This is a genomic window from Sphingomonas sp. GC_Shp_6 (genome assembly GCF_026540835.1).
In the GTDB taxonomy this organism is placed as follows: domain Bacteria; phylum Pseudomonadota; class Alphaproteobacteria; order Sphingomonadales; family Sphingomonadaceae; genus Sphingomonas.
The window spans coordinates 31,486-57,052 of record NZ_JALNUO010000018.1 but is presented as its reverse complement, the minus strand read 5'-3'; the positions used below and the strand labels follow the sequence as shown (position 1 = coordinate 57,052).

The following is a 25,567-nucleotide window of genomic DNA, read 5'->3' as shown; positions in this document are numbered from 1 at the left end:
GAACCTTGCACGACCGGACCGGGGAGCGACGACGATGCGCATGATGACCACCACCGCCTTGCTGGCGATCGCCGCGTTCGGCCTTGCCGGATGCCAGCGCGATTCGATGAGGACCGGCATGCCCGCGCAAGGTGGCGCCACCGCCACCGCGATGCTGATGACCGCCACCGGCGTCCCCGCCGGGCGCGCGACCGCGACCGAGGTGGCAGGCGGCCTGCGCTTCACGATCGACGCGACCGGCCTGCCGCCCGGCACGCACGGCGCGCATATCCACACCACGGGCCTGTGCGACGCGCCTGCCTTCGCGACTGCGGGCGGCCATTGGAACCCGACGGGCATGAAGCATGGCAGCATGAACCCGCAGGGGCCGCATGAGGGCGACCTGCCCAATCTGATCGTCGGTACCGACGGCCGCGGTACGGTGGGCGCGGTGGTGCCCGGCGCGACGATGGCGGGTCTGCTCGACGCGGACGGCGCCGCGATCGTGGTGCATGCCGGGCCCGACGATCTGATGACCGATCCCTCGGGCAACAGCGGCGGGCGGATCGCCTGCGGCGTCTTCCGGGCGAGCTAGATCGCTTCCCCCGCCGCCCGCGCGCGCGCCTCGCGCGTGGTCTCGGCGGCGGGGACGAGGCGGTAGGCGAAGACGCCCGCCAGGATCGTGATCGGCGCGACCGCCAGCAGCGACAGCACGCCGACCGACAGGCTACCCGTCAGCGTGGACATGCGCCCTGCCAGATAGGGCCCGAGCGCGAGCCCCAGCAGCGTCGTACCGATGAAGAACGTGGCGGTCGCGGTGCCGCGCATCCGTGGCAGGACGAGATCCTGCGTGGTGGCGGCCGCGGCGCCGAGCGCGGTGCTGGCGCAGATCGAGGCGCAGAACAGCATCGGGTAGAAGAGCGCGGTGGTGCCCGCGGTGAAGGCGATGCCGACGAAGGGCAGCGGCGCGATCGCCCCGAACAGCACCACGAGCAGCCGCCCCGCCGGATTGGTGCGCCGCAGCCGGTCCGCCACCACGCCGCCGATCGTCACGCCGAGGAACCCCGACAGCGCGCCCGATCCGCCGATGAACAGACCTGCGGTGAGCGGCGACGCGCCCAGTTCGCGCAGCGCGAACGGCGCCGCCCAGAAGCTCATGGCATAGGACAGGAACGCGTTGAGGCCATAAGCGACGACGGTGAACACGAAGGCGGGCGTCGCCACGATCAGCGCGAAGGTCGGCGGATCGCGCCGGCGCAGCGCGCTGCCCCAGGAGAACACCGCATAGACGCCGATCGCGATCGCGATCCATTGCGGATAGGGCTCGCCCGCCGCGTGCAGCCCGAGCACACCGGCGACCACGATCCCCAGCGCCAGCAGGTTGATCGCCAGCGCCCTCCCGCCGTCGCGGGCCGCGGCGATCAGCGTCAGCGGCGGCAGGATGGTCGCCAGCTCGGCGAAGAAGGCGCGGAACGGCGCGTCGTGCCGCGCGGGCTCGGGCAGCCCCTCGACCGCGCCGCGGATCGGCTCGCGCAACGTCGAGATCCACAGCGCCAGCAACAGCCCGGGAATGCCGACCGCCAGGAACGCCGCCTGCCAGCCATGGAGCCCTAGCGGCCCGCCATGCGGATAGCTGCGATCCCAGCGCTGGACGATGAAGCCGCCGATGCCGAGCGACAGCCCGCCGCCGACATAGAGCCCCGAGGAATAGATCGCGAGCGCCGTGGCGCGCAGGCGTTTGGGAAACCAGTCCGAGATCAGCGAATAGGCCGCCGGGCTGGCGGTCGCCTCGCCGATGCCGACGCCCACACGCGCAAGCGCCAGATGGCCGCCGGTGCGCGACAGGCCCGACAGCGCGGTCATCAGCGACCAGAGCCCGAGCCCGAACGTCATCAGCCGCCCGCGATGCCAATTGTCCGCCAGCCGCCCGAGCGGAATGCCGAACAGCGAATAGAACACGCCGAACGCGGTGCCGTAGAGAAAGCCGAGATCCTCGTCCTTCAGGTGAAGGTCGCGCTTGATGTCTTCGGCGAGGATCGAGATGATCTGCCGGTCGACGAAGTTCAGCACATAGACGAGGAACAGGATCGCCAGCACGTACCAGGCGTAACGCGACGCCCGCTGGGGTTGCCCGAAACCGCTCTCCATCACCGACCTCTCCCGTGTCTGTTCGACGGGGGTATCAGAGCAACGGGCGGGTGCGAAGCGGTTTCAGTGTGTCCGGGCGCGGCGGCTGGCGCCCTGTTCGAGCCGGCGGAGCAGCGATTCGATCGTCTGCGGCGGCGCGGGCGCGGGCTTGGATGCGGAGGCGGGCGCGGGGTTCAGCGCGAAGGTCTCGATCCGGGCGATCGGCTTGGCGGCGGGCTTCGGCGCGGCGGGGCGGCCGGTGAGCGGCGCCACCGGGCGCACGGGCGCGCGCGGCTCGGGCGGGATCGCCGCCGGATCGAATGCGGCGAGCGGCTGTTCCAGATCGCGCGGCAAGGGCCGTTCGACCGGGGCCACGTCCATCAGCGGCGTGCCGAGTTCGGCGGCCGACACCGGCCGGCGCGGCGGCGCGTCGGGATGCGCGTCGGCGCGGCGCACCGCGGGAACGGCGCGTTGCTTGCTCTCGCTCCGCTGCGCCCGAACGCCCCGCTCGCCCATACGGGTCTGGTCCAACACGCCGCCGGGGCCGAAGAGCAGGTAGAGGGCGGACCACAGGATCGCCGCCGTCAGGCCGCCGGCCACCAACGCCAGCACGCCGCGCGCGGTGACGCCCAGCGGCGGCGCGGCGGCGGGCACCAGCGCGGCCACGCCGCTCGCCCACACCGCCCGTTCGAGCAGCGCCGTGGGCATGAACACGCAGGCGAGAACGACGATGGCGCCGCCCACTGCCCCGCCGATGGTGGGGGCATGGGGGCCGAGGCTGTGCAGACGAGGAAACGCGATCATGGTTTTTCCGATGCTGCGGCGTCGATAAGCCACTGGTAAACCGGGGCATAACGAGAAATATTTGACGACCAGTTACGTTCGGCCGCGACGAACGCACAAGCCCGGGCGCGGCGCGCGTCCCAGCCCGACCGGTCCGCGAACAAGCCGGCGAGCGCCGCGGCGATGGCAGGCGGCGAATCGGGGGCGAACAGTGTGCCCGTCTCGCCATCGCGAATGAGTTCGCGGTGGCCGCCGACTTCCGATGCCGCCACCAGCCGACCCTGCGCCATCGCCTCCAGCGGTTTAAGCGGCGTGACGAGATCAGTCAGCCGCATCCGCTTGCGCGGATAGGCGAGGATGTCGACCAAGCCGTAATAGCGCTCGACCATCTGGTGCGGCACGCGCCCGACGAAGCGGATTGCGTGCGCCGCCGGCGACGCCGCGGCCTGCGCGCGCAGCGCCACCTCCATGGGGCCGCCGCCGACGAGCAGCAGTCGCGCGGCAGGCCGTGCGGCGATCAATGCGGGCATCGCCGCGATCAGGTCGTCCAGCCCCTCGTAATCGTAGAAGCTGCCGATGAAGCCGACGACATCGGCGCCGTCGAGCCCCAGTTCGGCGGCCAGCGCCGCGTCTCGGGGTGGTGGCGTGCCGAAAAGATCCATGTCGACGCCGTTGGGCGACACCAGGATCTTTTCGACCGGAATGCCCCGCGCGACGAGATCGCCGCGAAGCCCCTCGCAGATCACCGCCACCGCATCCGCCCGCGCCACCGCCCAGCTTTCGAGCGCGCGCGTCGTGCGATAGCGCAGCGAACCCTCCCGCCCCGTCCCGTTGCCGACCGCGGCATCCTCCCAGAAGGCGCGGATCTCGTACATCAGGGGCAGGCGCCGGCGCCGCGCCACCCACAAAGCCGCCAATGCGTCGAGCACGGGCGAGTGCGCGTGGAGGATGTCGGGCCGGAACGACTCGACCGCCGCATCGATCCGCCGCGCAAAGGCCGCGAGCCCCGCCGCCTCGCCCAACAGCCCGGCAGGCGCCGCGCCGCGGGTGCGATGAAAGGTCAACCCGTCGACCGTCTCGACTGGCGCCCCCCCACCCGCCTCTGCCGCGCCCGGCTGCGCCTGGCGCGGGCCGGTGACGGCGGCGACCTGCCAGCCGCGGGCGATCTGCGCCTTCAGGATCGCGCGCGTGCGAAAGGTGTAACCGCTTTGCAGCGGCAATCCGTGATCGAGGATATGGAGGATGCGCATCGTGGTTTCCGGTTTAGGTCACAAGCGCTTAACGGGCCGTCAACCGAAACCGCGCTAGGGCCCGGCGACACCAGCGGAGCAGCATGCGCCATGATCGACAATCTCGCGCTCGGGCTCAGCCACGGCCTGCTGATGCTGGTCGCCATCCTGCTGCTGCGCCGTCCCGATCTCGATCAGGAAGGCGAACGCCCCTCCGGGATCCGCCGGCGGAGGCCGCCGGGTGCGTGATCTCGCCTTTATCGGCTTTCTGGTCGCGCTGCTCGGCATGGGATTTCGTCGGCCGTTCCTGTTCGTGCTCGCCTATGTCTATATCGACATCGTCTCGCCGCAGCGTCTGACCTATTATCTGCTCAACACGGTGCCGATCTCGCTGATCGCGGTAGGGCTGGCGGTCGGCGGCTGGGCACTGGCGGACGACAAGCGCGACATGCGCGTGGCGCCACGCCAGGCGCTCATCCTGCTGCTGCTCGTCTATTGCTGGGTGACGACGATCGGCGCGGACTTTCCGATCGAGGCGCTCGATAAATGGGATTGGGTGTGGAAGGCGTTGCTGTTCGCCGCCTTCCTGCCGCTCACGCTGCGCACGCGGCTGCGGATCGAGGCGCTGCTGCTGTTCATGATCCTCGCCGCCTCGTCGATCATCATCGTCGGCGGCATCAAGACGCTGGCGAGCGGCGGTGGCGGATATGGCCAGCTCAACCTGATGGTCGACAACAACAGCGGCCTCTACGAGGGCAGCACGATCTCCACCGTCGCGATCGCGATCATCCCGATCATCGCGTGGCTGATGACGCACGGCACCGTATTCCGCCCGGACTGGCGGGTGAAGGCCTATGGCCTCGCGCTGATCTTCGCGTGCCTGCTGATCCCGATCGGCACCTCGACCCGCACCGGGCTGCTCTGCATCGTGCTGGTGGCGGTGCTGTCGATCCGTGCGGTGAAGAAGAAGGCGCGCTACGTCGCGATGCTCGTCCTGTTGGCGCTCTGCGCGGTGCCGTTCCTGCCATCGGCCTTCACCGAGCGGATGAACACGATCAAGTCGTATCAGGCCGACGAATCCGCCTCCACCCGGCTGGCGGTGTGGCAATGGACCTGGGATTACGCGAAGATTCACCCGTTCGGCGGCGGATTCGAGGCCTATCGCCAGAACCATATCCGCTACGACCTGATCGACACCGGCGGCAAGGCGAGCGGACCGGTCGACAAGACCGAGATGGACAAGGCGCGCGCCTATCACAGCGCCTATTTCGAGATGCTGGGGGAACAGGGCTATCCCGGCCTCCTGCTGTGGCTGGTCATCAATCTCGTCGGCATCGTCCGGATGGAGGTGCTGCGGCGGCGCTATCGATCGGGCGAGGATGATTGGGCGAGGGCCCTCGCCGGCGCGCTGCAGAGCGCGCAGATCGTCTATCTGCTGGGCGCGGGGTTCATCGCGATCGCCTTCCAGCCGTTCATCTACATGCTGATCGGCGCGCAGATCGGGCTCGACACCTATCTCGCGCGCAAGCGCAGCGCCACGCGCTTCCAGCCGATGCAGCGCGCGACCGGCGACCCCCTGCCCTCATGAGCCGCGTGCCCGAACTTCAGATGCTCACTTGCGCCCGTGGCATCGCGGCGTGGGGCGTGGTGCTCTTCCACATCCGCCTGTCGGTCGCCGGGCTGCCCGAACCCGTCCGCGCCGTGCTCGGCAAGGGCTATCTGGCGGTCGATTTCTTCTTCCTGCTTTCGGGTTTCGTCATGGCGCTCAGCTGGGGACCGCGACTGCATGCCGAGCGCTGGCGCGCCGTGCTGCCGTTCCTGCGCAAGCGGTTCGCGCGCGTCTGGCCGCTGCATGCGGTGATGCTCGGCTATGCGGCCGCGCTGGCGGCGGTGCTGGCGCTGGCGGGGCATGCCGACCCGGCCTTTCCCTTCGCCGCGCTGCCGCGCCACCTGCTGCTCGTCCAGGCATGGGGATGGTCCGATCCGCTGGCGTGGAACGACCCGGCCTGGTCGATCAGCGCGGAGTTCGCCGCCTATCTCCTGTTCCCGCTCTCCGCGATGCTGGTGGACTGGCGCCGCGTGCCGAGCTGGTTGCTCCTCGCCGTCACGGGTGCCGTGCTGATGGCGCTGCATCTGGCCATGGCCACCATGCCGACGCTCGGCAGCGATATCGCGCGGTTCGGCGTGGTGCGCTGCCTCGCCGAATTCGGCGCGGGCACGCTGCTGTGCGCGCTGTGGCTGCGGCGTCCGATGCGGATCGCGGGCCCGGCCATCGTCGCCGCGTTTGCGCTGGCCGTCTGGGCGATGGGCGCGCCCGAGACGCTCGCCGCACCCGTTGCGCTCGCCGCTGCGCTCCTCGTGCTGGCGGCGGCGCCCGCGCCGCGGTGGCGGGCGGTCCATTATCTGGGTACGATCAGCTATGCGACCTATCTGTCGCACTTCCTGCTGTGGAAATCGTTCAAGCTGGTGGCGGTGAGCGACGCCGCGCGGGTGAGCGCGCCGCTGATCGCTCTGTACCTGCTGCTTGTGCTGGCGGCATCCGTCGTGCTCCACCATGGGGTGGAGCGCCCCGCACAGGCCTGGCTCGGCCGGCGCGGGGCGACGCGGATCAATCCACCTCTTCGTCCGCCAGCTCTTCCTCCAGCGCCTCGATGATCGCCTGGTTGAAGGCGGGGATGTCGTCGGGCTTGCGGCTGGTGATGAAATTGCCATCGACGACCACCTGCTCGTCCACGACCTCGGCGCCGGCATTTTCCAGATCGGTGCGCACCGACGGCCAGCTCGTCATCCGGCGCCCGTCGACCACATCGGCCTCGATCAGCAGCCACGGCGCATGGCAGATCGCGGCGACGATCTTCTCGTCCTCGGCGAATTCCTGGATGATCTCGACCGCGCGATCCTCCATCCGCATCGTGTCGGGGTTGGAGACGCCGCCCGGCAGCAGCAGCATGTCGTAATCGTCGGTATCGACCGCATCGAGCGTCATGTCCGGCGTGATGCTGTCGGCCTTCTCGCCGGCCTTCTCGCCCTGGATGGGATCGGTCTTGATCGAGGCGAGCGTCACCTTGGCGCCGGCATCGAGCAGCGCCTGGCGCGGCTTGAACAGTTCGTCATTCTCGAAACCGTCGGTGGCGAGGATCAGCACGCGGGCTTCGGACAGGTCGGCCATGATATGCTCCTTGGGGTCAGCTCGAAGCGCTCAACCCCGCGCCCCGCCGCCGCGTTCCGGAACGAAGCGCGCGCGCACGCATTTCTTCAGGCAACCCGAAGGAGCACCGCGTGGCCGCGAGCATCGTATATTGCGACGATTCCAAACCCGGCATCACGCGCCGCAAGCTGCGCGGCCACTGGGCCTATTTCGACCGGCATGGCGAGCGGATCACCGACCGCGAGGAGATCGACCGGCTGAACGCGATCGGCCTGCCCCCCGCCTATGTCGACGCGTGGTTCTGCCCCAAGGCGAACGGCCATATCCAGGCGGTCGGCTGGGATGACAAGGGTCGCAAGCAATATCGCTACCACAATGATTTCCGTGAGGCGCAGGAAGCAGCGAAATACGAGCGCTGCGCCGAATTCGGCCATGCGCTGCCGGCGTTGCGCAAGCACGTGGAGACCGATCTCGCCGGACGCGCGCTGACCAAGGACCGCGCCGTCGCCGCCGTCGTTCGCCTGCTCGACGAAAGCCATATCCGCGTCGGCAACGAGACCTATGCCGACGCGAACGCCAGTTTCGGCGCGACGACGCTGCGCAAGCGTCACGCTGATCTGAAGGGATCGCGGCTGAAGCTCGAATTCAAGGCCAAATCGGGCAAGACCTGCCAGTTGACCATGACCGACAAGGCGCTCGTGCGCTTCGTGAAGAAATGCCAGGATCTGCCCGAACAGCATCTGTTCGCCTGGCTGGACGATGCCGGCGTCGCGCACCCCGTGACGTCCTGCGACGTCAACGCCTATATCCGCAAGGCCACCGGCGAGGATTTTACCGCCAAGCATTTCCGCACCTGGGCGGCCAGCGTCACGGCGTTCGAGGCGCTCGCTTCGGCCGAACACGACCTGAGCCTGAAGACCTTGCTCGAACCCGTCACGATGAAGCTCGGCAACACCGCCGCGATCGCGCGAAAAAGCTATGTTCACCCCACGCTCATCGGGCTCGTGAAAGAGGGGCAGGCGAAATTCCGTGACGCCCTGCGCCTGCCGCGTGCCGGGCGCTATCTGAGCCGCAGCGAACGCGGCCTCATCGCCTTTCTCGAACGCGGCAGCGCCGTACTCGAAAAGGCCGCCTGACGAAGGTTACCATGCCCAATTCCTCCGCGGCCGCCGCCCGGCATACGCCGCTGATCCAGCCCGTCGACGTGAAGGGCCAGATCGAGTCGCTGTTCGCCGCCAGCGCCGCATGGCTGCATACCAACTGGCTGCAGATCCTGATCGCCATCGGTGCGGGCACGGCGATCGTGTTCGCGCTGCACGTCCTGCGCCGGCTGGGCAACCGGCTGTGCGCGCAGGATCGCCGCCTCGCCGGCTGGGGTAGCGTGTTCGGTCGCGCGATCGTGCGCACCAACAATTTCTTCATCGTCATGCTCGCGGCCAAGCTCGTCGCGGGATACGCCGCCACGCCGGGCGAGGTGAACACCACGATCAACTTCCTGTGAACCGTCGCCTCGGTGTTCCAGGCGGCGATCTGGGCGCGCGAGATCATCCTCGGCGCGATCGAGCATCGCACCAAATCGGAACATTATTCGGGCGAGGCGCTGCTGAGCGCGATGGGGCTGATTCGCTTGCTCGTCACCTTCGCGCTGTTTGCGATCGCGTTCATCGTGGTGCTCGACAATCTGGGCGTGAACGTCACCGGGCTCGTCGCGGGCCTGGGCGTCGGCGGCATCGCGATCGGCCTCGCCGCGCAGGGCATCTTCGCCGATCTGTTCGCGGCGCTGGCGATCATCTTCGACCGGCCGTTCCGCCGCGGCGATGCGATCACCTACGACAAGTCGTCGGGCACGGTGGAGGCGATCGGGCTGAAATCCACCCGCATCCGCGCGCCCACCGGCGAGGAGCGGATCATCTCGAACAAGCATCTGCTCGACAAGGAGATCCTCAACAACACCAAGCGCGAATATCGCCGCATCACTTTCACGCTCGGCCTCGTCCAGTGGAGCAGCATCGACACGATGGAGCGGCTGCCCGCGCTGGTGAAGGAGGTGGTCGAGGCTTGCGGCGCCAAGTTCGTCCGCGCCGGCTTCGCCGCGTTCGGCGATTCCAGCTATGATTTCGGCGTCGAGTTCGATTCGCCGAGTGCCGCCTATCAGGATTATTACGATATGCGCCACAAGGTGGGCGTGGCGCTGGTCCGCCGGCTGAACGACGACGGCATCGAACTGGCCTACCCCACGCAGACGGGTTTCACCGCGCGGCCCGAGGGCGGGCTCATCATGCCCTATGCCTCGCTCGAGCCGCTCAGCCGCGCAGTCGCGCAAACCCCCGCCCCGACCGCGCCGCTGCCCCCCTCCACCGATCGGTCGGCGGTGGATCAGGACGGCGGCGAGGGCACCAGCAACCTGGAGTGACGGGGGTCAGATCCCTCCTTCGTCCAGGCTGAGCAAGGTCGCGTTGCCGCCCGCGCTGGTCGTATCGACCGACACCGCGCGTTCGGAGACGAAGCGGAACAGGTAATGCGGGCCGCCCGCCTTGGGCCCGGTGCCCGACAGCCCCTCGCCGCCGAAGGGCTGCGATCCGACCACCGCGCCGATCATCGAGCGGTTGATGTACAGATTGCCCACCGCCGCCTCGGCCTCGGCCAGTTCGGCGGCGCGCGCGATGCGGCTGTGCAGGCCCATGGTGAGGCCGTATCCCTTGGCGTTCACGCGCGCGATCGTCTCGGACAACGCGCCCGCCTTCCACGTCGCGACATGGAGCAGCGGTCCGAACCATTCCTGGTCGAGCGCCTCTACGGCGTCGAGCCGGATCAGCGTCGGCGGCACGAACAGCCCGTCGGCGGGCGCGTCGAGCGTCTTGATCCAGCGGTCGCGCACCGATTCGCGATAGGCCATCAGCCGGTCATAGGCGGCGCGGTCGATCACCGGGCCGACATCGGTCGCGGGATCGCCGGGCGCGCCCAGCCGCAGCGTGTCCATCGCGCCGCTCAGCATCCGGATCACGCCGTCCGCCACATCCTCCTGCACCAGCAGCAGCCGCAGCGCCGAACAACGCTGCCCCGCCGAGCGGAACGACGACGCGATCACGTCCGCCACCACCTGTTCGGGCAGCGCGGTGGAATCGACGATCATCGCGTTGATCCCGCCCGTCTCCGCGATCAGCGGCACGATCGGCCGGGCATCGTCCTCCAGCAGCGTGCGTGCGATCCGGCGCGCGGTCGCGGTGGAGCCGGTGAACGCCACCCCCATGATCCGCGGATCGCGGGTGAGCGCAGCGCCCCTCTCGGGGCCTCCGGTCACCAGCACCAGCACGTCGCGCGGGATGCCCGCTTCGTGCGCCAGCCGCACCGCGGCGGCCGCGATTTCCGGGGTTTGCGGCGCGGGCTTGGCCACCACGCTGTTGCCCGTCACCAGCGCGGCCACGGTCTGCCCCAGGAAGATCGCGAGCGGAAAATTCCACGGCGCGATCGTCGCCCAGACGCCGCGACCGTCCAGATGCAGCGTGTTGCGCTCGCCCGTCGGCCCGGGCAGCTCGACCGCGTGCAGCTTCGTGCGCGCCTCGTTCGCATAATAGCGGCAGAAATCGGCGGCCTCGCGCACCTCGCCGATCGCATCGGGGATGGTCTTGAACGCCTCCACCACACAGATCGCCATGAGTTCGTCGCGATCCGCCTCCAGCAGGTCGGCGAGCCGGTCGAGACATGCCGCGCGCTGGTCGACGGGCGTGGCGGACCATGCGGGGAACGCCGCGTGCGCGCGGGCGATGGCGTTGGCGACGGCTCCTTCCGTTCCCAGCCCCTCTTCTGTTCCCCGGCGAAGGCCGGGGTCCAGTTGGGAAGGCTCCCGCGACGACGCGCCGTCCTCCGCCAACGCACCGCCCCCGACTGGGCCCCGGCCTTCGCCGGGGAACAGCGCCACCGCGCGCACCGTGCGCGCCAGCGTGTCCACGTCGCTCAGGTCGAGCCCCGCCGAATTGCGGTGCCCCGCGCCGAACAGATCCACCGGCAGCGGGATGCTCGGATGGCGCTGGCCGCCCACTGCGGCGATCCGCGCGACGGGGTCGGCGAGGATCTCCGCCTCGGTCAGCCGCGCGTCCGCCAACTGGTGGACGAAGCTGGAATTGGCGCCATTCTCCAGCAGCCGGCGGACGAGATAGGCGAGCAGATCGCGGTGCCCGCCGACCGGGGCATAGACGCGGCAATGATAGCCATTCTCGCGCACCAGCCGCTCGTACAGCCCGTCACCCATGCCGTGCAGCCGCTGGAACTCGAAATCGCGCGAATTGCCCGCCCATTCCATGATCGTGGCGACGGTCAGCGCGTTGTGGCTGGCAAAGGCGGGGCGGATATTCTCCGCATCCAGCATGTCCTTGGCCACCGCCAGATACGACACGTCGGTCGCCGCCTTGCGCGTGAACAGCGGATAATCGGCCAGGCCCTCCACCTGGGTACGCTTGATCTCGCTGTCCCAATAGGCGCCCTTCACCAGCCGCACGTTCATCACCCGGTCGAGCCCGTTGGCCCAGGCGACCACCGGCCGCGCGCGCTTGCCATAGGCCTGCACCGCCATGCCGAAGCCGTCCCAGCCCTTCAGCGCCGGCAGCGCGGCGACCGCGCCGATGATGTCGAGGCTCATCTCCAGCCGCTCGGATTCCTCCGCATCGACGGTGAGCGCGATCCCCTTGGCGGCGGCCTGCACCGCCAGCGCCTCCAGCATGCCGGTCAGCGCGGGCACGCATTCGCTCCACCGCGCCACCTCGTAGCGCGGGTGGAGCGCCGACAGTTTCACCGACACCGAATGGCCTGCCGCCGGATCGCTGCCCACCGCATCGATCGCGCCGACATAGGCGCGGAAATAGCGATCGGCATCGTCATAGGTCCGCGCAGCTTCGCCCAGCATGTCGAAGCTGGCGGTGAAGCCCTTGTTTTCCGGGCGCTTCATCCGGCGCATCGCCTCGTCGATAGTGCGGCCCATCACGAAGATCTCGCCCATCATCTTCATCGCCGCGCCCACCGCCTGGCGCACGAACGGCTCGCCCGCGCGCGAGATCAGCCGGCGCAAGGGGCCCTGCGCGCCCTCTCCCACCAGCACGCGCCCGACGACGAGGCCCCAGGTCGCCGAATTGACGAGCTTCGAATTGGAACGCCCCGCATGCGCGCGCCAGTCCGCGTCGCCCAGCTTGTCGGCGATCAACAGGTCCGCGGTCTCGGGATCGGGCACGCGCAGGAACGCCTCGGCGAGGCTGAGCAGCGCGACGCCCTCGGACGAATTCAGCCGATATTCCTGGAGGAACTGGTTGACCCATCCCCTGGACTGCGCGGCACGCAGATCGGCCAGCAGCCCCAGCGCATGGCCCATCACGCGCTCGCGCGAATCAGGGTCGAGCGCGGCCCGCTCGAGCAGCGGTTTTAGAACATCGGGTTCGGCTGCACGATACAGCGACGCCATGGTCTTGCGAGGGTCTGACACAAGGGAGGTGGCCATTTTGGAGGATCCGGTCGGTTGAGGCTTGCGATAGAGGCGGCAAGGTGCCTAGAGCGATCCGAGCGCTTTGCCGCAAAGCGCCGTCGAGGGGAATGCCGTGGCCGATCTGAGCCCAGAGGAAATGCAGAACCGTATCGGACAGGAAACCGTGTCCGACTGGGTCGAGGTGACTCAGGCGATGATCGACACCTTCGCCGAGGCGACGGGCGATCACCAGTTCATCCATGTCGATCCCGAACGCGCCGGGCAGACCCCTTTCGGCGGCACGATCGCGCATGGGTTCCTCACGCTGTCGTTGATGCCGCTGCTGTCGTCGAAAGTGGCCGACGCACCGATGCTCGCGGGCGTGAAGATGGGGGTGAATTATGGCGGCAACAGCGTCCGCTTCCTTCACCCCGTACGCTCCGGCTCGCAGGTGCGCGGCCGCTTCAAGCTCTTGTCCTTCGACGAGAAAAGGCCGGGCCAGTGGCAACAGATGGTGGAATTCACCGTCGAGATCGCCGGCCTGCCCAAGCCCGCGCTGATCGCCGAATGGATCAGCCTGATCTTCGTCTGAACCGATCCCCGCACGCGCGTTTGCGTGCCAACTTCGTCAACTTCGCCCGAGAGGACCCGCCATGCGTTCCGCCGTCATCGTCTCCACCGCCCGCACGCCCATCGGCCGCGCCTATCGCGGCGCGTTCAACAACCTGCCCTCGCCCACGCTCGCCAGCCATGCGATCAAGGCCGCGGTGGAGCGCGCCGGGATCGACGGCGCCGAGGTGCAGGACGTGGTGTTCGGCGCCGCGCTCCAGCAGGGCCACCAGGCGAACAACATCGCCCGCACCGCGCTGCTGCGCGCCGGCCTGCCGACGACGGTGTCGGGCATGTCGCTCGATCGCCAATGCGCCTCGGGGCTGATGGCGATCGCCACCGCCGCCAAGGAGATCGTGATCGACCGGATGGACGTCGCGATCGGCGGCGGCGTCGACAGCATCAGCCTCGTCCAGACGCCCAGGATGAACGTCGCGCCCGATCCCGAGCTGGTCGCGATGCACAAGGACATCTACATGCCGATGCTCCAGACAGCCGAGATCGTGGCCGATCGCTACGGCATCACGCGCGAGCAGATGGACGCCTATGGTCTCCAGTCGCAGCAGCGCACCGCGGCGGCGCAGGCGGCGGGCCGGTTCGACGACGAGATCGTCCCCGTCACCGCGACGATGGCCATCGTGAACAAGGAGACCAAGGAGGTCACCCACAAGGAAGTGACGCTCACCAAGGACGAGGGCAACCGCGCCGACACCACGATCGAGGGCCTGAGCGGCTTGAAGACCGTGATCGAGGGCGGCACGATCACCGCGGGCAACGCCTCGCAGCTTTCCGACGGCGCGTCCGCCTCCGTGCTGATGGAGGAAAAGGTCGCCGCCGCACGCGGCCTCACCCCGCTCGGCCGCTATGTCGGCATGGCGGTCGCCGGCACCGCTCCCGACGAGATGGGCATCGGCCCGGTCTTCGCGATTCCCAAGCTGCTCGAGCGCTTCGACCTCAAGATGGACGATATCGGCCTGTGGGAGCTGAACGAAGCCTTTGCTGTCCAGGTGCTCTATTGCCGTGACAAGCTCGGCATTCCCGACGAGCTGCTGAACGTCAATGGCGGCGCGATCTCGATCGGCCATCCCTACGGGATGAGCGGCGCGCGGATGACCGGCCATGCGCTGATCGAGGGCAAGCGCCGTGGCGCCAAATATGTCGTCGTCACGATGTGCGTCGGCGGCGGCATGGGCGCTGCCGGCCTGTTCGAGGTGCTGTGAACTGAGGCTTGCGTGGGCCCGGGCGTTTCGGCGTCCGGGGCTTCGTCGTTCGTCGTCTTGATTTCGGCGGCGCAACCAACCCCGCCTCCGCCCGTTCTCCCGGCAACCAACCAGGAGACCGACGATGGCCGACAAGGATACCCCGCAGGAAGTCGCTGCGAAGTTCATCGCCAAGCTGAAGGACAGCCCGTTCGTGATGATCGGCCTGATGGACGGCGAGCATTCCGAGCCGATGACGGCGCAGATCGACGACGATCGTCCCAACACGCTGTTCTTCTTTTCGGGCAAGGACAACCGCATCGCGGGCGGCGGTCAGGCGATGGCGCAGTTCGTCGGCAAGGGTCACGACTTCTTCGCGTGCATGGCCGGCAATGTCGCGGTCGACAATGATCGCGCGCAGATCGACCGGCTCTGGAACAAGCAGGTCGAGGCCTGGTTTCCGGGCGGCAAGGAGGATCCCAACCTCACGCTGCTCCGCTTCGACATCGACAGCGCGGAACTGTGGGAAACCGACATCTCGCTCGGCGGGCGCGTCAAGATGCTGTTCGGCGGCACGATCCGTTCCGACGAAAGCAGCAGCCACGCCGTGGTCGACAGCCTGGCATGAGCCATCGGCTCGCCGCCCGGCCAGATCGGCCGGGCGGCGAATTCACGCGTTCGCGGCGATCCATTCCTCCACGATCGGCGCGATCGTGTTGCGCCATTTCGAGCCGTTGAAGATGCCGTAATGCCCCGCGCCCGGCGCCATGAAGTAGCGCTTCTTGGCGTCGGGCAACGCAGTCGCCAGCGTCAGCGCCGAACGGGTCTGCCCCAGTCCCGAGATATCGTCGCGCTCACCTTCGATCGCCAGCAGCCCGACGTCGGTGATCGCCGCGGGATCCACCGGGCGGCCACGATGCGTCATCGTGCCGTTCGGCAGCGCGTGGCGCTGAAACACCAGATCGATCGTCTGGAGGTAGAATTCCGCGGTCATGTCGCAGACCGAGCGATATTCCTCGTAGAAATCCTTGGTCGTATCCGCGCCCTCGCCATCGCCCTGGACGAGATGTTTGAACATCTCCCAATGCGAGTTCATGTGATTGCCGAGGTTCATCGACATGAAGCCGGCGAGTTGCAGGAAGCCGGGATAGACCTTGCGACCAGCGCCCGCATAGCTGGACGGCACGGTGGCGATGACATTCTGTTCGAACCAGGCATAGGGCCGTTCGGTCGCCAGCGTGTTGACCGCGGTGGGGGCCTCGCGCGTGTCGATCGGGCCGCCCATCATCGTCAGCGTGCGGGGCAGACAGGGATGCCCGTCCGCGCTCATCAGCGCCACCGCCGCATAGCAGGGCACCGACGGCTGGCACACCGCGAGCATGTTCGCGCCCGGCCCGATCGCCTCCAGATAGGCGATCAGATAGTCGATGTAGTCGTCGAGATCGAAACGGCCATCGGCAAGCGGCACGCGCTTCGCATCGCGCCAATCGGTGATGTAGACGTCGGCGACGGTCAGCATCCGCTCCACCGTGCCGCGCAGCAGCGTCGCGTAATGGCCCGACATCGGCGCGACGATCAGCAGCTTCGGGCCGCCTTCGACGCCCTCGCGCACGAAGCGCTTGAGCTGGCCGAACGGGCGGCGCAGCACGATCTCCTCACGCACCGGAATGGTACGGCCATCGATCACGGTGCTGTCGAGCCCGAAGGCCGGCTTGCCGCGCGGCGCCGAAGCATGCGCGAACACCTCGAGTGCGGAACCGACCACCGCGCCCCCGCCGAGATAGGCGAACGGGTTGGCCGGGTTCTGGAGCAGGCCCGCAGTATAATCCGCCATCGCGCTGGCGCCGGCCAGCATCGACCGCTGCATTTCATAGATGTCGTAGAGCAAGGATTCTCTCCGCTGCGGCCGGTGCTCAAGCCGCTTGCCTCCACCTATAGGCGCATCATGGTGCAGCGCAACATCGCGGCTCGGCAGCGGAGTTGAGCGCGCCTGCCGCCCCTGCTAGGCACGGTGTCATGGCCGATCGCACACCGCTCGTCGAACCGAAGGGCCGCCGCCGCATCGGCGATCTCGCGATGGTGTGGCGCACCGCGCGCGCCTATCCGCGGCAGATCGCGTTTGCCGGCGCGGCGCTCGCCACCACCTCGGCGGCCACCATCGGCATCCCCTACGGCTTCAAGCGCGTGATCGATCGCGGCTTCGGGCCGGGCGCCTCCGGCTCGGTCGCGACCTCCTTCCATTATCTGCTGATGATCGTGGCCGTGCTCGCCATCGCGACCGCGATCCGCTTCTATTACGTGTCGTGGCTCGGCGAGCGGGTCGTGGCGGATATCCGCACGCGGGTTCAGGCGCATCTCCTCACGCTCACGCCGCGCTTCTTCGAGGAGAACCGCCCGTCCGAGATCGCCTCGCGCCTCACTTCGGACACCGCGCTGATCGAGGGCGTGGTCGGCAGCACCGTGTCGATCGCGCTGCGCAACAGCTTCACCGGGATCGGCGGGGTGATCTATCTGTTCGCGATCTCGCCCAAGCTGGCGGGCATGCTGATGCTGGGCATCCCGCTCATCATCGCGCCGATCACATTGCTCGGCCGCCGCGTACGCAACCATTCGCGCACCTCGCAGGACCGGATCGCCGATGTCGGCGCGATCGCCACCGAGACGCTGGGCGCGATGCGGATCGTGCAGGCGTTCGGCCAGGAACCGCGCGAGGCCCGCCGCTTCGCCGACGCGGTGAGCGCCACCTTCGCGGCGGCGCGCAGCCGCATCGCGTTGCGGGCGGTGATGACCGCCATCGTCATCGGCCTCGTGTTCGGATCGATCACGATGGTGTTGTGGGAAGGCGCGATCGACGTCGCCGCGGGGCGGATCACCGGCGGCTCGATCGCAGCGTTCGTGCTGACCGGGGGCATCGTCGCCGGCGCGTTCGGCGCGCTGACCGAAGTCTATGGCGATCTGTTGCGCGGCGCTGGCGCGGCGGGGCGGCTGGCCGAACTGCTGGAGGAGCGGCCCGAGATCGCCGCCCCGGCGCAGTGCGTGGCGTTGCCCGTGCCGGCGATCGGCGCGCTCGCATTCGAGGAGGTGCGCTTCCACTATCCGACCCGGCCGGAGGTCGCGGCGCTGGAGGGCTTCAGCCTTGCGGTGCGGCCGGGCGAGACGGTCGCGGTGGTCGGCCCCTCCGGCGCAGGCAAGACGACCCTGTTCCAATTGGCCGAGCGTTTCTACGATCCGGATGCGGGCCGCGTAACGCTCGATGGCGTCGATCTGCGCGATGCCGATCCCGCCGCCGTTCGTGCGCGGATCGCGATGGTGCCACAGGAAACCGTGATCTTCGGCGCCAGCGCACGCGACAATCTCCGCTACGGCCGGTGGGATGCGCGAGACGACGAACTCTGGGCAGCGGCCGAGGCGGCCAACGCCGCCGAGTTCCTGCACCGCCTGCCCGACGGGCTCGACACGTTCCTCGGCGAAGGCGGCGCGCGGCTTTCCGGCGGGCAGCGTCAGCGCATCACCATCGCCCGTGCGCTGCTGCGCGACGCGCCGATCCTGTTGCTCGACGAGGCCACCAGCGCGCTCGATGCCGAAAGCGAACGGCTGGTGCAGGAGGCGCTGGAGCGGCTGATGCGCACGCGCACCACGCTCGTCATCGCGCACCGGCTCGCCACCGTGCGCGCCGCCGAGCGGATCGTGGTGATGGACCATGGCCGCATCATCGAAGAGGGCAACCACGGCGCGCTGATGGCACGCAGCGGCTTGTACGCGCGGCTCGCGAGCCTACAATTCAGCGAGGCCGCCTGATCCGCCGGACGGCCGCGAGGAGACGGACATGGCCCGCGAGTTCGACATCATCGTCTATGGTGCCACCGGCTTCACCGGCCGGCTCGTCGCGGAATATATCGCCACCACCTATCCGGACGGCGTGCGCTGGGCGATGGCGGGCCGCTCGCGCGCCAAGCTGGAGGAAGTGCGCGAGTTGATCGGTGCGCCCGCCGACACCCCGCTGGTGACGGCCGATGCCGACGACGCCGCCGCGCTGACACGGCTTTGCGAAAGCACGAGCGTCGTGCTCACCACCGTCGGCCCCTATCAGCTCTACGGCGCCGCGCTGGTGGCTGCGTGTGCCGCGACCGGGACGGCCTATGTCGATCTGTGCGGCGAGCCCGCCTGGATGCGCCAGATGATCGATACGCATCACGACACGGCGCGGGCGAGTGGCGCGCGAATCGTGTTTTCCTGCGGCTTCGATTCGATCCCGTTCGATCTGGGTGTGCTGAGCGTGCAGGAGGCGGCGAAGGCGCGGTTCGGCCGGCCCGCCCCGCGCGTGAAGGGCCGGGTGCGGCAGATGCAGGGCGGCTTTTCAGGCGGCACCGCGGCCAGCCTGAAGGCGACGCTGGCGGCGGCGGCGCACGACCCGCGCATCGTCGCGCTGCTGGCGAGCCCGTTCGCGCTGACGCCGGGCTTTGCCGGCCCTCGCCAGCCGATGGGAATGCTGCCCGAATATGATCCGACGCTCTGCGCCTGGGTCGCGCCGTTCATCATGGCGCCGATCAACACCAAAAACGTCCACCGGACCAATTTCCTGCTCGGCCAGGCGTATGGCGCCGATTTCGTCTATGACGAGATGATGATCGCGCCGGGGCTGGGCGACATGGGCCGCGCCGCGGCGGAGGCGATCGCCCGGATCAACCCGCTCGCGGGCGACAAGGGGCCCAAGCCCGGCGAAGGCCCGTCCAAGGCCGAACGCGACGCCGGCCATTACGACCTGTTGTTCGCCGCGCTGATGCCGGACGGCGAGCGGATCGACGCGGTCGTCACGGGGAATCGCGATCCGGGCTATGGCTCCACCAGCCGGATGATCGCGGAGGCCGCCTTGTGCCTGGTGCAGGACGTGGCCGGCGAAGGCGGGATCTGGACGCCGGGGGCGCTGATGGGCACGGCGCTGCGCGACCGGCTGGCGGCGAAGGCGGGGCTGACGTTCACCGCGGGGTGAAGATCTAGCGACCGGGAGTGGGTGTTCTATATGTTCCCCGGCGAAGGCCGGGGCCCAGTTGGAACGTCCGGGTGATGCGGGACAGCGCGTCATTACCAACCTCCCCCGACTGGGCCCCGACCTTCGCCGGGAACAGGAGCTCGGGGAGCCGAACGCACTCCGCACGCCACTATCTTGCCGTGCAGGACAGCGGCTCAGCGCTTCCGACCCTGGTGGCGGATGTTCGCGGGGCGACCGCGCCGCTTGATCTCGCGCGGCGGCTTGCGGCCGGCGGCCGGGGCAGCGCCCTTCCCTTCCGGCATCTCGAAGCGCAGCGCGCCCGATACCGGGTTCGCCTCCGCCAACCGCAACTGCAACCGCTGGCCGAGCGCGAACTGCTCGCCGCCATGTTCGCCGGTCAGGGTGCGTGCGGCCTCGTCGAAGCGGAAATAATCGCCGCCCAGATCGCGCACCGGCATCAGCCCGTCGCCACCGATCCCCTCGACCGTCGCGAAGAAGCCGAAATTGGTAACGCCGGTGATCCGCACGTCCATCACCTGCCCGACGCGTTCGGCCAGGAAGGCGGCGACATAGCGGTCGATCGTGTCGCGCTCGGCCTCCATCGCGCGGCGCTCGAACTGGCTGATCGACTGGCCGATCGCCTCCATCCGCTCGGCTTCGGCCGGCGACAGGCCGCCTGGCCCGATACCGTAGGCCGCAACCAGCGAACGGTGGACGAGCAGATCGGCATAACGCCGGATCGGCGAGGTGAAATGCGCGTAACTGCCCAAAGCCAGCCCGAAATGGCCGTGATTGGCGGGCGCATAATAGGCCTGGGTCTGGGTGCGCAGCACCTGCTCCATCACCTGCGGCCGGAAATCGGCATCGCCCACGCGCTCGAGGATGTGGTTGAACGTCTTCGGCCGCACCACCTGCCCCAGCGCGAAGTTCACGCCGAACGTCTCGAGATAATCCTTCAGCGCGACCAGCTTTTCGCGGCTGGGCGGCTCGTGGTCGCGGTACATCACCGGCGCCTTCTTGCGCTCCAGCGCCTTGGCGGCGGCGACGTTGGCGGCGATCATGTAATCCTCGATCAGCCGGTGTGCGTCGAGCCGCTCGCGCGGCGCCACCGACATGATCCGGCCGGTCTCGTCGAGCACCACGCGGCGTTCGGGCAGATCGAGCTCGAGCGGCTCGCGTGCGTCGCGGGCCTTGGCCAGCGCATGCCAGCAGTCCCAGAGATGCGACAGGGGTGCGTTCAGATCCGTGCGCTCGCCGCCCAAGAACCCGGTGTCGGCGATCGCCTGCGCCTCTTCATAGGCCAGGTTCGCCGCCAGCCGCACCACCGCGCGGGTGAAGCGGTGATCCTTCAGGCTGCCGTCGGCCGCGATCGTCAGGTGGCAGGCGAGCGCCGCGCGATCGACGCCGTGCTTCAGCGAACACGTGTCCGCGGAGAGGATCTCGGGCAGCATCGGCACGACGCGATCGGGGAAATACACCGAATTGCCGCGGCGCCGCGCCTCCTTGTCGATCGCCGAGCCCGGCCGGACGTAGAAGCTGACATCGGCGATGGCGACGATCGCCTTCCACCCGCCGGCATTGGCGGGGTCGTCGTCGGGCGCGGCCCACACCGCATCGTCGTGATCGCGCGCATCGACCGGATCGATCGCGACGATCGGGAGGTCGCGCAGATCCTCGCGGTCGTCGCCCAACGGCGTCGCGGACACCGCCCGCGCCTCGTCCAGCGCCTCAGGCGGAAACACGTCCGGAATGCCCAGCTTGTGAATCGCGATCAGCGAAAAGCTGCGCGGCGCAAAGGGATCGCCCAGCACCTGCACGACGCGCACCGTAATCCGCGGCGGCCGCCCGGTCTTCTCGGCGAGCACCAGATCGCCCGCGCGCGCATTTCCGGCATCGGACACGCCGAACTCGCGCCGCTCCTTCTTGTCCACGCCCGTCAGCCACATCCGCCCGGCCTCTTCGCGCAGCACGCCCAGCACCTGTTCGGACGCGGGCGCCAGCACCTTCATCGGGTGCGCGATCCAGCCTTGGCCCGCCTCTTCGGTGCGCGCCAGCACGCGCTCGCCGATGCCGAGCGCGCCTTTGCGCCGTTCGCGCACGCGAAGCCGCGGCACCGGCACGCCGTCCGCCTGCCAGTTCTCGGGCACCGCCCAGACGTTGCCGCCATCGTCCACATCGGCGATGCGCAGCACCGTCACCTTGGGCAGCCCGCCCATCTTGTGAAAGGCACGACCGGGGGCGCTGTCGATCAGCCCCTCGTCCGCCATGTCCTTCAACAGCGCCTTGAGGCCGATCTTGTCCTGCGCGCTGAGCCCGAAGCCCTTGGCGATCTCGCGCTTGCCCGCGGGGGTGTCGGATTGCGCGATGAAGTCGAGGATCTGTTCGCGCGAGGGCAGGCCGGCGTTTCTGATTTTGGGCATCGCCCGGAGATAGGCGCACGGGGGGCCCGCGTCACCCTCCCATGCGATCGCACCCCTGCCGTTCCCCCGCGAAGGCCGGGGTACGGCAGGGGAAGATGCCCGCGATTACCCCCGATCAGTAGGAACGCCCGACCAGCACGCGTTCCACGGCAGGCTCGCCGGTGAAGACGCAAACGCCGTCGATCGCGCCTTGCGCCGTCGGGGCGTTGCGGATCGTGAGCTTGAGGGCCTTCAGCCGCTCGACCACCGCGTCGAGCGCGGCGCCGGTCGGCTTCGACCATGCCACGTCGACCCAGCCGGGATTGGCGACGCCCTCGGCGAAATGCGCCGCGATCCCGGCGAAATCGGCGACCGGCACGATGGCGGCGTACAGCCGCGCGGTCGCCTCGGCATGGAGCGCCTGCTGGATCTCCGCGAGCATGGCGCCCGCCGCGCCGACGAATGCCTCGCGCGCGGTGACGGTGCTGTCGAGCTTGCCGTCCTCGCGGTACAGCCGGTCGCGGCGGATGACCGAGACGTTGCCGCCCGCCACGTCGCGGCCGCCCACCTCGATCACGATCGGCGCGCCCTTCTTCACCCAACCCCAGCGCTTGGTCGCGGCCTTGGACGCCTTCAGGTCGAGCAGCGCGCGCACCGGCTCGCCGAGCGCGGACTGCTTCGCCAGTTCCACCTGCAAGGCGCGGCAATAGGCGACGATCGCCTCGTCCTCCGGCTGATCGCGCAGCATCGGCACGATCACCACCTGCCACGGCGCGATGGCGGGCGGCACGCGCATGCCGTCGTCGTCACCGTGCACCATGATCGCCGCGCCAATCATCCGCGTCGTCATGCCCCAACTGGTGGTGTTGGCACATTCGAGTTCGCCATCCTTGTTCTGGAAGCGGATGCCTTGCGCGTGCGCGAAATTGGTGCCGAGGAAATGCGAGGTGCCCGCCTGGAGCGCCTTGCCGTCCTGCATCATCGCCTCGATACTGTAGGTCGCGACCGCGCCGGGGAAGCGCTCGTTCTCCGGCTTCTCGCCCGCGATCACGGGGAGCGCGAGGCAATCCTCGGCGAAGCTGCGATAGAGTTCGAGGATGTTCATCGTCTCCGCGCGCGCCTCGTCGGCGCTGGCGTGCGCGGTGTGGCCCTCCTGCCAGAGGAATTCGGTGGTGCGCAGGAACATCCGCGTGCGCATCTCCCAGCGCACGACGTTGGCCCATTGGTTGATGAGCACGGGCAAATCGCGCCAGGATTGCACCCAGCGCGCGAAGGCCGTGCCGATCACCGTCTCCGATGTCGGCCGCACGACCAGCGGCTCCTCCAGCTTCGCGGTCGGATCGGGAACGAGCCCGCCCTTGCCGTCGCTCACCAGCCGGTGATGCGTGACGACCGCCATCTCCTTGGCGAAGCCCTCGACATGCTCGGCCTCCTTCTCGAAATAGGAGAGCGGGATGAAGAGCGGGAAATAGCAATTCTCGTGGCCCGTCGCCTTGATCCGATCGTCGAGCAGCCGCTGGATTCGCTCCCAGATGCCATAGCCCCACGGGCGGATCACCATGCAACCGCGCACGCCCGATTCCTCGGCCAGATCGGCCTCGGCGATGACGGATTGATACCAGGCGGAAAAATCCGCTTCGCGGGTGACGGGAAGTGCGCGCTTTATCATGGCCGCGGGCTGTAACCGCAATCCGGCAGCCCGTCACCCTCGGCCGCGCAGGGGATGACGGGGTGCAGCGGCGTGGCTAGGAGAGCGCATGGCCACCGACCGCCTGCTCCCCGCGATCGCGCTCCGGCTCGTGTCGGTGGTGTTCTTCGCCGCGATGAACGCGGTCATCAAGCTGGCGCAGATCCACGGCGCCAGCGTGGCGGAGATCCTGTTCTATCGCCAGTTCGGCGCGGCGCTGCTGGTGGGCAGCGTGATCGCGTGCGGGCCCGGGCTGCGATCGGTCGCCACGCAGCGGATTCCCGCGCATATCGGCCGCGCCATCGTCGGGCTGAGCGCGATGGCGTTCACCTTTTCGGGCATCGTGGCGCTGCCACTGGCGGAGGCGACCACGATCGGGTTCAGCGTGCCGATCTTCGCGACCATCCTCGGCGCGCTGATCCTGCGCGAGCCGACCGGCTGGCACCGCTGGGTGGCGGTGGCGACGGGCTTTGTCGGCGTGCTGGTGGTGGCGCAGCCCGGCGGCGCGCACGTGCCCGTCGCCGGCGCGGCCTGCGCGGTGGCGGGGGCGCTGGGCACCGCGGCGGTCTCGATCCTGCTGCGGCGGATCGGGCGGACGGAGGCGCCGCTGACGACGGTGTTCTGGTTCTCCACGCTGTCGCTGGTGCCGATGGGGCTGATCTATGCGCAGGTCGCGCAGGCGCACGACCGGGCGGCCTGGGCGTGCCTGGCGGGCGTGGGGTTACTCGGCGGATGCGCGCAGATCGCCATGACGTGGTCGCTGAAGCTCGGCCCCGTCACGCTCGTCGTGCCGATGGATTATTCCAGCCTGCTCTGGGCGACGCTGTTCGGCTGGCTGATCTTCGGCGCGCTGCCCCCCGCCGCCACCTGGGCGGGGGCGCCGATCATCATCGGCAGCGGGCTCTACATCGTGTGGCGCGAACATGTCCGCCGCCGCGAGGAAACCCGGCAGGCGGCTTCGCAGGGCCTCAGCTGACGCGCCGCGCCGCCTCCAGCATCCGCCGCCCGCGCAGATACATTTCCACCCGCGTGGCGGTGAACAGGCCGAGTGCCAGCGCCACCAGCATATCGGTGACGGCCAGCGTATTGAGGTGGAGCATCGTGCCCGCGCCGCTGTCGATCGCCGCGCGTGCGCCCGAGCGCAGCAGCACGATCGCAACAAGGAACAGCATCGCCGCGGGCGAGCCCACCTGGTTCAGCGCGTGGGTCTCGGGATCGATCGCGATCCGCATCATCCGCCCGCGCTGCCAGCCGAGCGCCGCGCCCAGCACCAGCGCGACGAGGCAGAAGAGCCAGCCCGGCCCCACCGGCGGCGCCACCACGAACATCGCGACGGCGATGACGAGATAGAGCGCCGGCACGATCCACAGCCGTTCGAGCTTCAACGGCATCACCCGGCGCATCCGCCGCCACCGGAGCGCCATGACCACCGCGATCACCACGGCGGTGATCGCATAAGTGACGAGCGGATTGCCCGCCTGATGGACGGTAACCGCGTGCGTGTTCATCGAAGAGCCCCCTCGTCGTCTGTGCCGCGTGTATTAGCGTGACGATACAGTTATGGGAAGGGTGTGGGTGGGAGCGCTGGAAGGGGGCTTCGAGGCCGGCTTTTGGGAGCGGCGCAAATAGCCGGAGTTGGTGGGAAGCTGATAGTCCGCTATGGGCCGCCAGATCGATAAAGCTGACCTTATCGGAATAGATCATCAGCGTCATACTGGTTGAACCGCTTACCCGCTCTGCGATCCCGCCATGCCAACAGTCGCAATGCCGCGTAAAAGACTATCGCGGGAAGCAGCGCAAACGGGGTGTAATCGAACGGCACACCGAAGCTTCGGAGCGCACCGTAACACAGAACTGTCATCGGGATCGCGACGCGTCCCCACATCCACCACTGATACAAGTCATTATCGGAGCGGAAAGGAGGCGGCACGGGGCGGGCGGGATTTAACGCCGCTCCGTCATCCACTC

At 68.7% G+C, this 25,567-nt stretch carries 20 protein-coding genes and 1 pseudogene; 12 read left to right on the top strand and 9 right to left on the bottom strand.

Annotated elements, in window-relative coordinates; translation table 11 throughout:
• Positions 1–40 precede the first annotated feature (40 nt).
• On the top strand, positions 41–574 hold the full coding sequence (locus OXQ95_RS16150) for a superoxide dismutase family protein (protein WP_267382508.1): 534 nt from the start codon (positions 41–43) through the stop codon (positions 572–574).
• Here the strand turns inward: OXQ95_RS16150 and OXQ95_RS16145 are convergent.
• The 3 genes from OXQ95_RS16145 to OXQ95_RS16135 form a co-directional block, all read right to left on the bottom strand.
• Positions 571–2,127 (bottom strand): MFS transporter, encoded by a 1,557-nt coding sequence (locus tag OXQ95_RS16145; RefSeq protein ID WP_267382507.1) that lies wholly within the window; start codon positions 2,125–2,127, stop codon positions 571–573. The two genes, OXQ95_RS16150 and OXQ95_RS16145, sit on opposite strands and share 4 nt — an antisense overlap.
• 63 nt (positions 2,128–2,190) lie before the next feature.
• Positions 2,191–2,910: a hypothetical protein gene (locus OXQ95_RS16140; protein ID WP_267382506.1), complete on the bottom strand. Its 720-nt coding sequence runs from the start codon at positions 2,908–2,910 to the stop codon at positions 2,191–2,193.
• A complete protein-coding gene (locus tag OXQ95_RS16135) occupies positions 2,907–4,139 on the bottom strand; it encodes a TIGR04063 family PEP-CTERM/XrtA system glycosyltransferase (protein ID WP_267382504.1) in 1,233 nt (410 codons plus the stop codon). The genes OXQ95_RS16140 and OXQ95_RS16135 overlap by 4 nt, the downstream gene beginning before the upstream one ends.
• Before the next feature lie 90 nt (positions 4,140–4,229).
• Between OXQ95_RS16135 and OXQ95_RS16130 the strand changes: the two genes are divergently transcribed.
• The 3 genes from OXQ95_RS16130 to OXQ95_RS16120 are packed head-to-tail and all read left to right on the top strand — an operon-like array spanning position 4,230 to position 6,773.
• On the top strand, positions 4,230–4,367 hold the full coding sequence (locus tag OXQ95_RS16130) for a hypothetical protein (RefSeq protein ID WP_242095266.1): 138 nt from the start codon (positions 4,230–4,232) through the stop codon (positions 4,365–4,367).
• Positions 4,360–5,706 (top strand): putative O-glycosylation ligase, exosortase A system-associated, encoded by a 1,347-nt coding sequence (locus OXQ95_RS16125; RefSeq protein ID WP_267382503.1) that lies wholly within the window; start codon positions 4,360–4,362, stop codon positions 5,704–5,706. Before OXQ95_RS16130 ends, OXQ95_RS16125 begins: the two co-directional genes overlap by 8 nt.
• Positions 5,703–6,773 (top strand): acyltransferase, encoded by a 1,071-nt coding sequence (locus tag OXQ95_RS16120; RefSeq protein WP_267382502.1) that lies wholly within the window; start codon positions 5,703–5,705, stop codon positions 6,771–6,773. Before OXQ95_RS16125 ends, OXQ95_RS16120 begins: the two co-directional genes overlap by 4 nt.
• On the opposite strand, the gene OXQ95_RS16115 is transcribed toward OXQ95_RS16120, so the two are convergent.
• A complete protein-coding gene (locus tag OXQ95_RS16115) occupies positions 6,727–7,287 on the bottom strand; it encodes a type 1 glutamine amidotransferase domain-containing protein (RefSeq protein WP_267382501.1) in 561 nt (186 codons plus the stop codon). The two genes, OXQ95_RS16120 and OXQ95_RS16115, sit on opposite strands and share 47 nt — an antisense overlap.
• Positions 7,288–7,397: 110 nt before the next feature.
• Here OXQ95_RS16115 and OXQ95_RS16110 point away from each other — a divergent pair, with 110 nt between their 5' ends.
• Entirely contained in the window at positions 7,398–8,402 is a 1,005-nt protein-coding gene (locus OXQ95_RS16110) for a DNA topoisomerase IB (protein ID WP_267382500.1), read from the top strand.
• An 11-nt stretch (positions 8,403–8,413) separates the two neighbouring features.
• Positions 8,414–9,679 (top strand): annotated as a pseudogene (locus OXQ95_RS16105) (mechanosensitive ion channel domain-containing protein).
• A 6-nt stretch (positions 9,680–9,685) separates the two neighbouring features.
• Here the strand turns inward: OXQ95_RS16105 and putA are convergent.
• On the bottom strand, positions 9,686–12,751 hold the full coding sequence (gene putA, locus OXQ95_RS16100) for a bifunctional proline dehydrogenase/L-glutamate gamma-semialdehyde dehydrogenase PutA (RefSeq protein ID WP_267382499.1): 3,066 nt from the start codon (positions 12,749–12,751) through the stop codon (positions 9,686–9,688).
• 97 nt (positions 12,752–12,848) lie between these two features.
• Here putA and OXQ95_RS16095 point away from each other — a divergent pair, with 97 nt between their 5' ends.
• The 3 genes from OXQ95_RS16095 to OXQ95_RS16085 all read left to right on the top strand — a co-directional run bounded on the left by OXQ95_RS16095 (position 12,849) and on the right by OXQ95_RS16085 (position 15,151).
• A complete protein-coding gene (locus OXQ95_RS16095) occupies positions 12,849–13,307 on the top strand; it encodes a MaoC family dehydratase (RefSeq protein WP_346731943.1) in 459 nt (152 codons plus the stop codon).
• Positions 13,308–13,368: 61 nt separating this feature from the next.
• Positions 13,369–14,544 carry an acetyl-CoA C-acyltransferase gene (locus OXQ95_RS16090; RefSeq protein ID WP_242095260.1) on the top strand — a complete coding sequence of 392 codons (1,176 nt, stop codon included), beginning with the start codon at positions 13,369–13,371 and terminating at the stop codon, positions 14,542–14,544.
• Positions 14,545–14,668: 124 nt separating this feature from the next.
• Positions 14,669–15,151, top strand: coding sequence for a pyridoxamine 5'-phosphate oxidase family protein (locus OXQ95_RS16085; RefSeq protein ID WP_242095259.1), 483 nt, complete (start codon positions 14,669–14,671; stop codon positions 15,149–15,151).
• Between the two features lie 42 nt (positions 15,152–15,193).
• Here the strand turns inward: OXQ95_RS16085 and phaZ are convergent, their stop codons facing one another.
• Complete coding sequence (phaZ, locus tag OXQ95_RS16080; protein ID WP_267382498.1) at positions 15,194–16,411, bottom strand: polyhydroxyalkanoate depolymerase; 1,218 nt, start codon at positions 16,409–16,411, stop codon at positions 15,194–15,196.
• Positions 16,412–16,539: 128 nt separating this feature from the next.
• On the opposite strand from phaZ, the gene OXQ95_RS16075 reads away from it, so the two are divergent.
• On the top strand, positions 16,540–18,321 hold the full coding sequence (locus OXQ95_RS16075) for an ABC transporter transmembrane domain-containing protein (protein WP_267382497.1): 1,782 nt from the start codon (positions 16,540–16,542) through the stop codon (positions 18,319–18,321).
• A 28-nt stretch (positions 18,322–18,349) separates the two neighbouring features.
• Positions 18,350–19,513: a saccharopine dehydrogenase NADP-binding domain-containing protein gene (locus OXQ95_RS16070; RefSeq protein ID WP_267382496.1), complete on the top strand. Its 1,164-nt coding sequence runs from the start codon at positions 18,350–18,352 to the stop codon at positions 19,511–19,513.
• Positions 19,514–19,707: 194 nt separating this feature from the next.
• On the opposite strand, the gene rnr is transcribed toward OXQ95_RS16070, so the two are convergent.
• Positions 19,708–21,933, bottom strand: coding sequence for a ribonuclease R (gene rnr / locus OXQ95_RS16065; RefSeq protein WP_267382495.1), 2,226 nt, complete (start codon positions 21,931–21,933; stop codon positions 19,708–19,710).
• A 115-nt stretch (positions 21,934–22,048) separates the two neighbouring features.
• Positions 22,049–23,581, bottom strand: coding sequence for an aminoacyl--tRNA ligase-related protein (locus OXQ95_RS16060; protein ID WP_267382494.1), 1,533 nt, complete (start codon positions 23,579–23,581; stop codon positions 22,049–22,051).
• 88 nt (positions 23,582–23,669) lie between these two features.
• Here OXQ95_RS16060 and OXQ95_RS16055 point away from each other — a divergent pair, with 88 nt between their 5' ends.
• Positions 23,670–24,575, top strand: coding sequence for a DMT family transporter (locus OXQ95_RS16055; protein WP_267382493.1), 906 nt, complete (start codon positions 23,670–23,672; stop codon positions 24,573–24,575).
• Here OXQ95_RS16055 and OXQ95_RS16050 read toward each other — a convergent pair.
• Positions 24,568–25,107, bottom strand: a complete 540-nt coding sequence (locus OXQ95_RS16050) for a CcdC protein domain-containing protein (protein WP_267382492.1) — start codon at positions 25,105–25,107, stop codon at positions 24,568–24,570. The genes OXQ95_RS16055 and OXQ95_RS16050 overlap by 8 nt on opposite strands.
• Positions 25,108–25,567: the final 460 nt, after the last annotated feature.

Excerpts from the sequence above, each read along its gene's own strand:
- OXQ95_RS16135 (WP_267382504.1), bottom strand. The coding sequence starts at position 4,139 with ATGCGCATCCTCCATATCCTCGATCACGGATTGCCGCTGCAAAGCGGT.
- rnr (WP_267382495.1), bottom strand. The coding sequence starts at position 21,933 with ATGCCCAAAATCAGAAACGCCGGCCTGCCCTCGCGCGAACAGATCCTC.
- OXQ95_RS16120 (WP_267382502.1), top strand. The coding sequence starts at position 5,703 with ATGAGCCGCGTGCCCGAACTTCAGATGCTCACTTGCGCCCGTGGCATC.
- OXQ95_RS16090 (WP_242095260.1), top strand. The coding sequence starts at position 13,369 with ATGCGTTCCGCCGTCATCGTCTCCACCGCCCGCACGCCCATCGGCCGC.
- OXQ95_RS16060 (WP_267382494.1), bottom strand. The coding sequence starts at position 23,581 with ATGATAAAGCGCGCACTTCCCGTCACCCGCGAAGCGGATTTTTCCGCC.
- OXQ95_RS16145 (WP_267382507.1), bottom strand. The coding sequence starts at position 2,127 with ATGGAGAGCGGTTTCGGGCAACCCCAGCGGGCGTCGCGTTACGCCTGG.
- OXQ95_RS16140 (WP_267382506.1), bottom strand. The coding sequence starts at position 2,910 with ATGATCGCGTTTCCTCGTCTGCACAGCCTCGGCCCCCATGCCCCCACC.
- OXQ95_RS16115 (WP_267382501.1), bottom strand. The coding sequence starts at position 7,287 with ATGGCCGACCTGTCCGAAGCCCGCGTGCTGATCCTCGCCACCGACGGT.
- OXQ95_RS16070 (WP_267382496.1), top strand. The coding sequence starts at position 18,350 with ATGGCCCGCGAGTTCGACATCATCGTCTATGGTGCCACCGGCTTCACC.
- putA (WP_267382499.1), bottom strand. The coding sequence starts at position 12,751 with ATGGCCACCTCCCTTGTGTCAGACCCTCGCAAGACCATGGCGTCGCTG.
- OXQ95_RS16055 (WP_267382493.1), top strand. The coding sequence starts at position 23,670 with ATGGCCACCGACCGCCTGCTCCCCGCGATCGCGCTCCGGCTCGTGTCG.
- OXQ95_RS16150 (WP_267382508.1), top strand. The coding sequence starts at position 41 with ATGATGACCACCACCGCCTTGCTGGCGATCGCCGCGTTCGGCCTTGCC.
- OXQ95_RS16085 (WP_242095259.1), top strand. The coding sequence starts at position 14,669 with ATGGCCGACAAGGATACCCCGCAGGAAGTCGCTGCGAAGTTCATCGCC.
- OXQ95_RS16075 (WP_267382497.1), top strand. The coding sequence starts at position 16,540 with ATGGCCGATCGCACACCGCTCGTCGAACCGAAGGGCCGCCGCCGCATC.
- OXQ95_RS16130 (WP_242095266.1), top strand. The coding sequence starts at position 4,230 with ATGATCGACAATCTCGCGCTCGGGCTCAGCCACGGCCTGCTGATGCTG.
- OXQ95_RS16050 (WP_267382492.1), bottom strand. The coding sequence starts at position 25,107 with ATGAACACGCACGCGGTTACCGTCCATCAGGCGGGCAATCCGCTCGTC.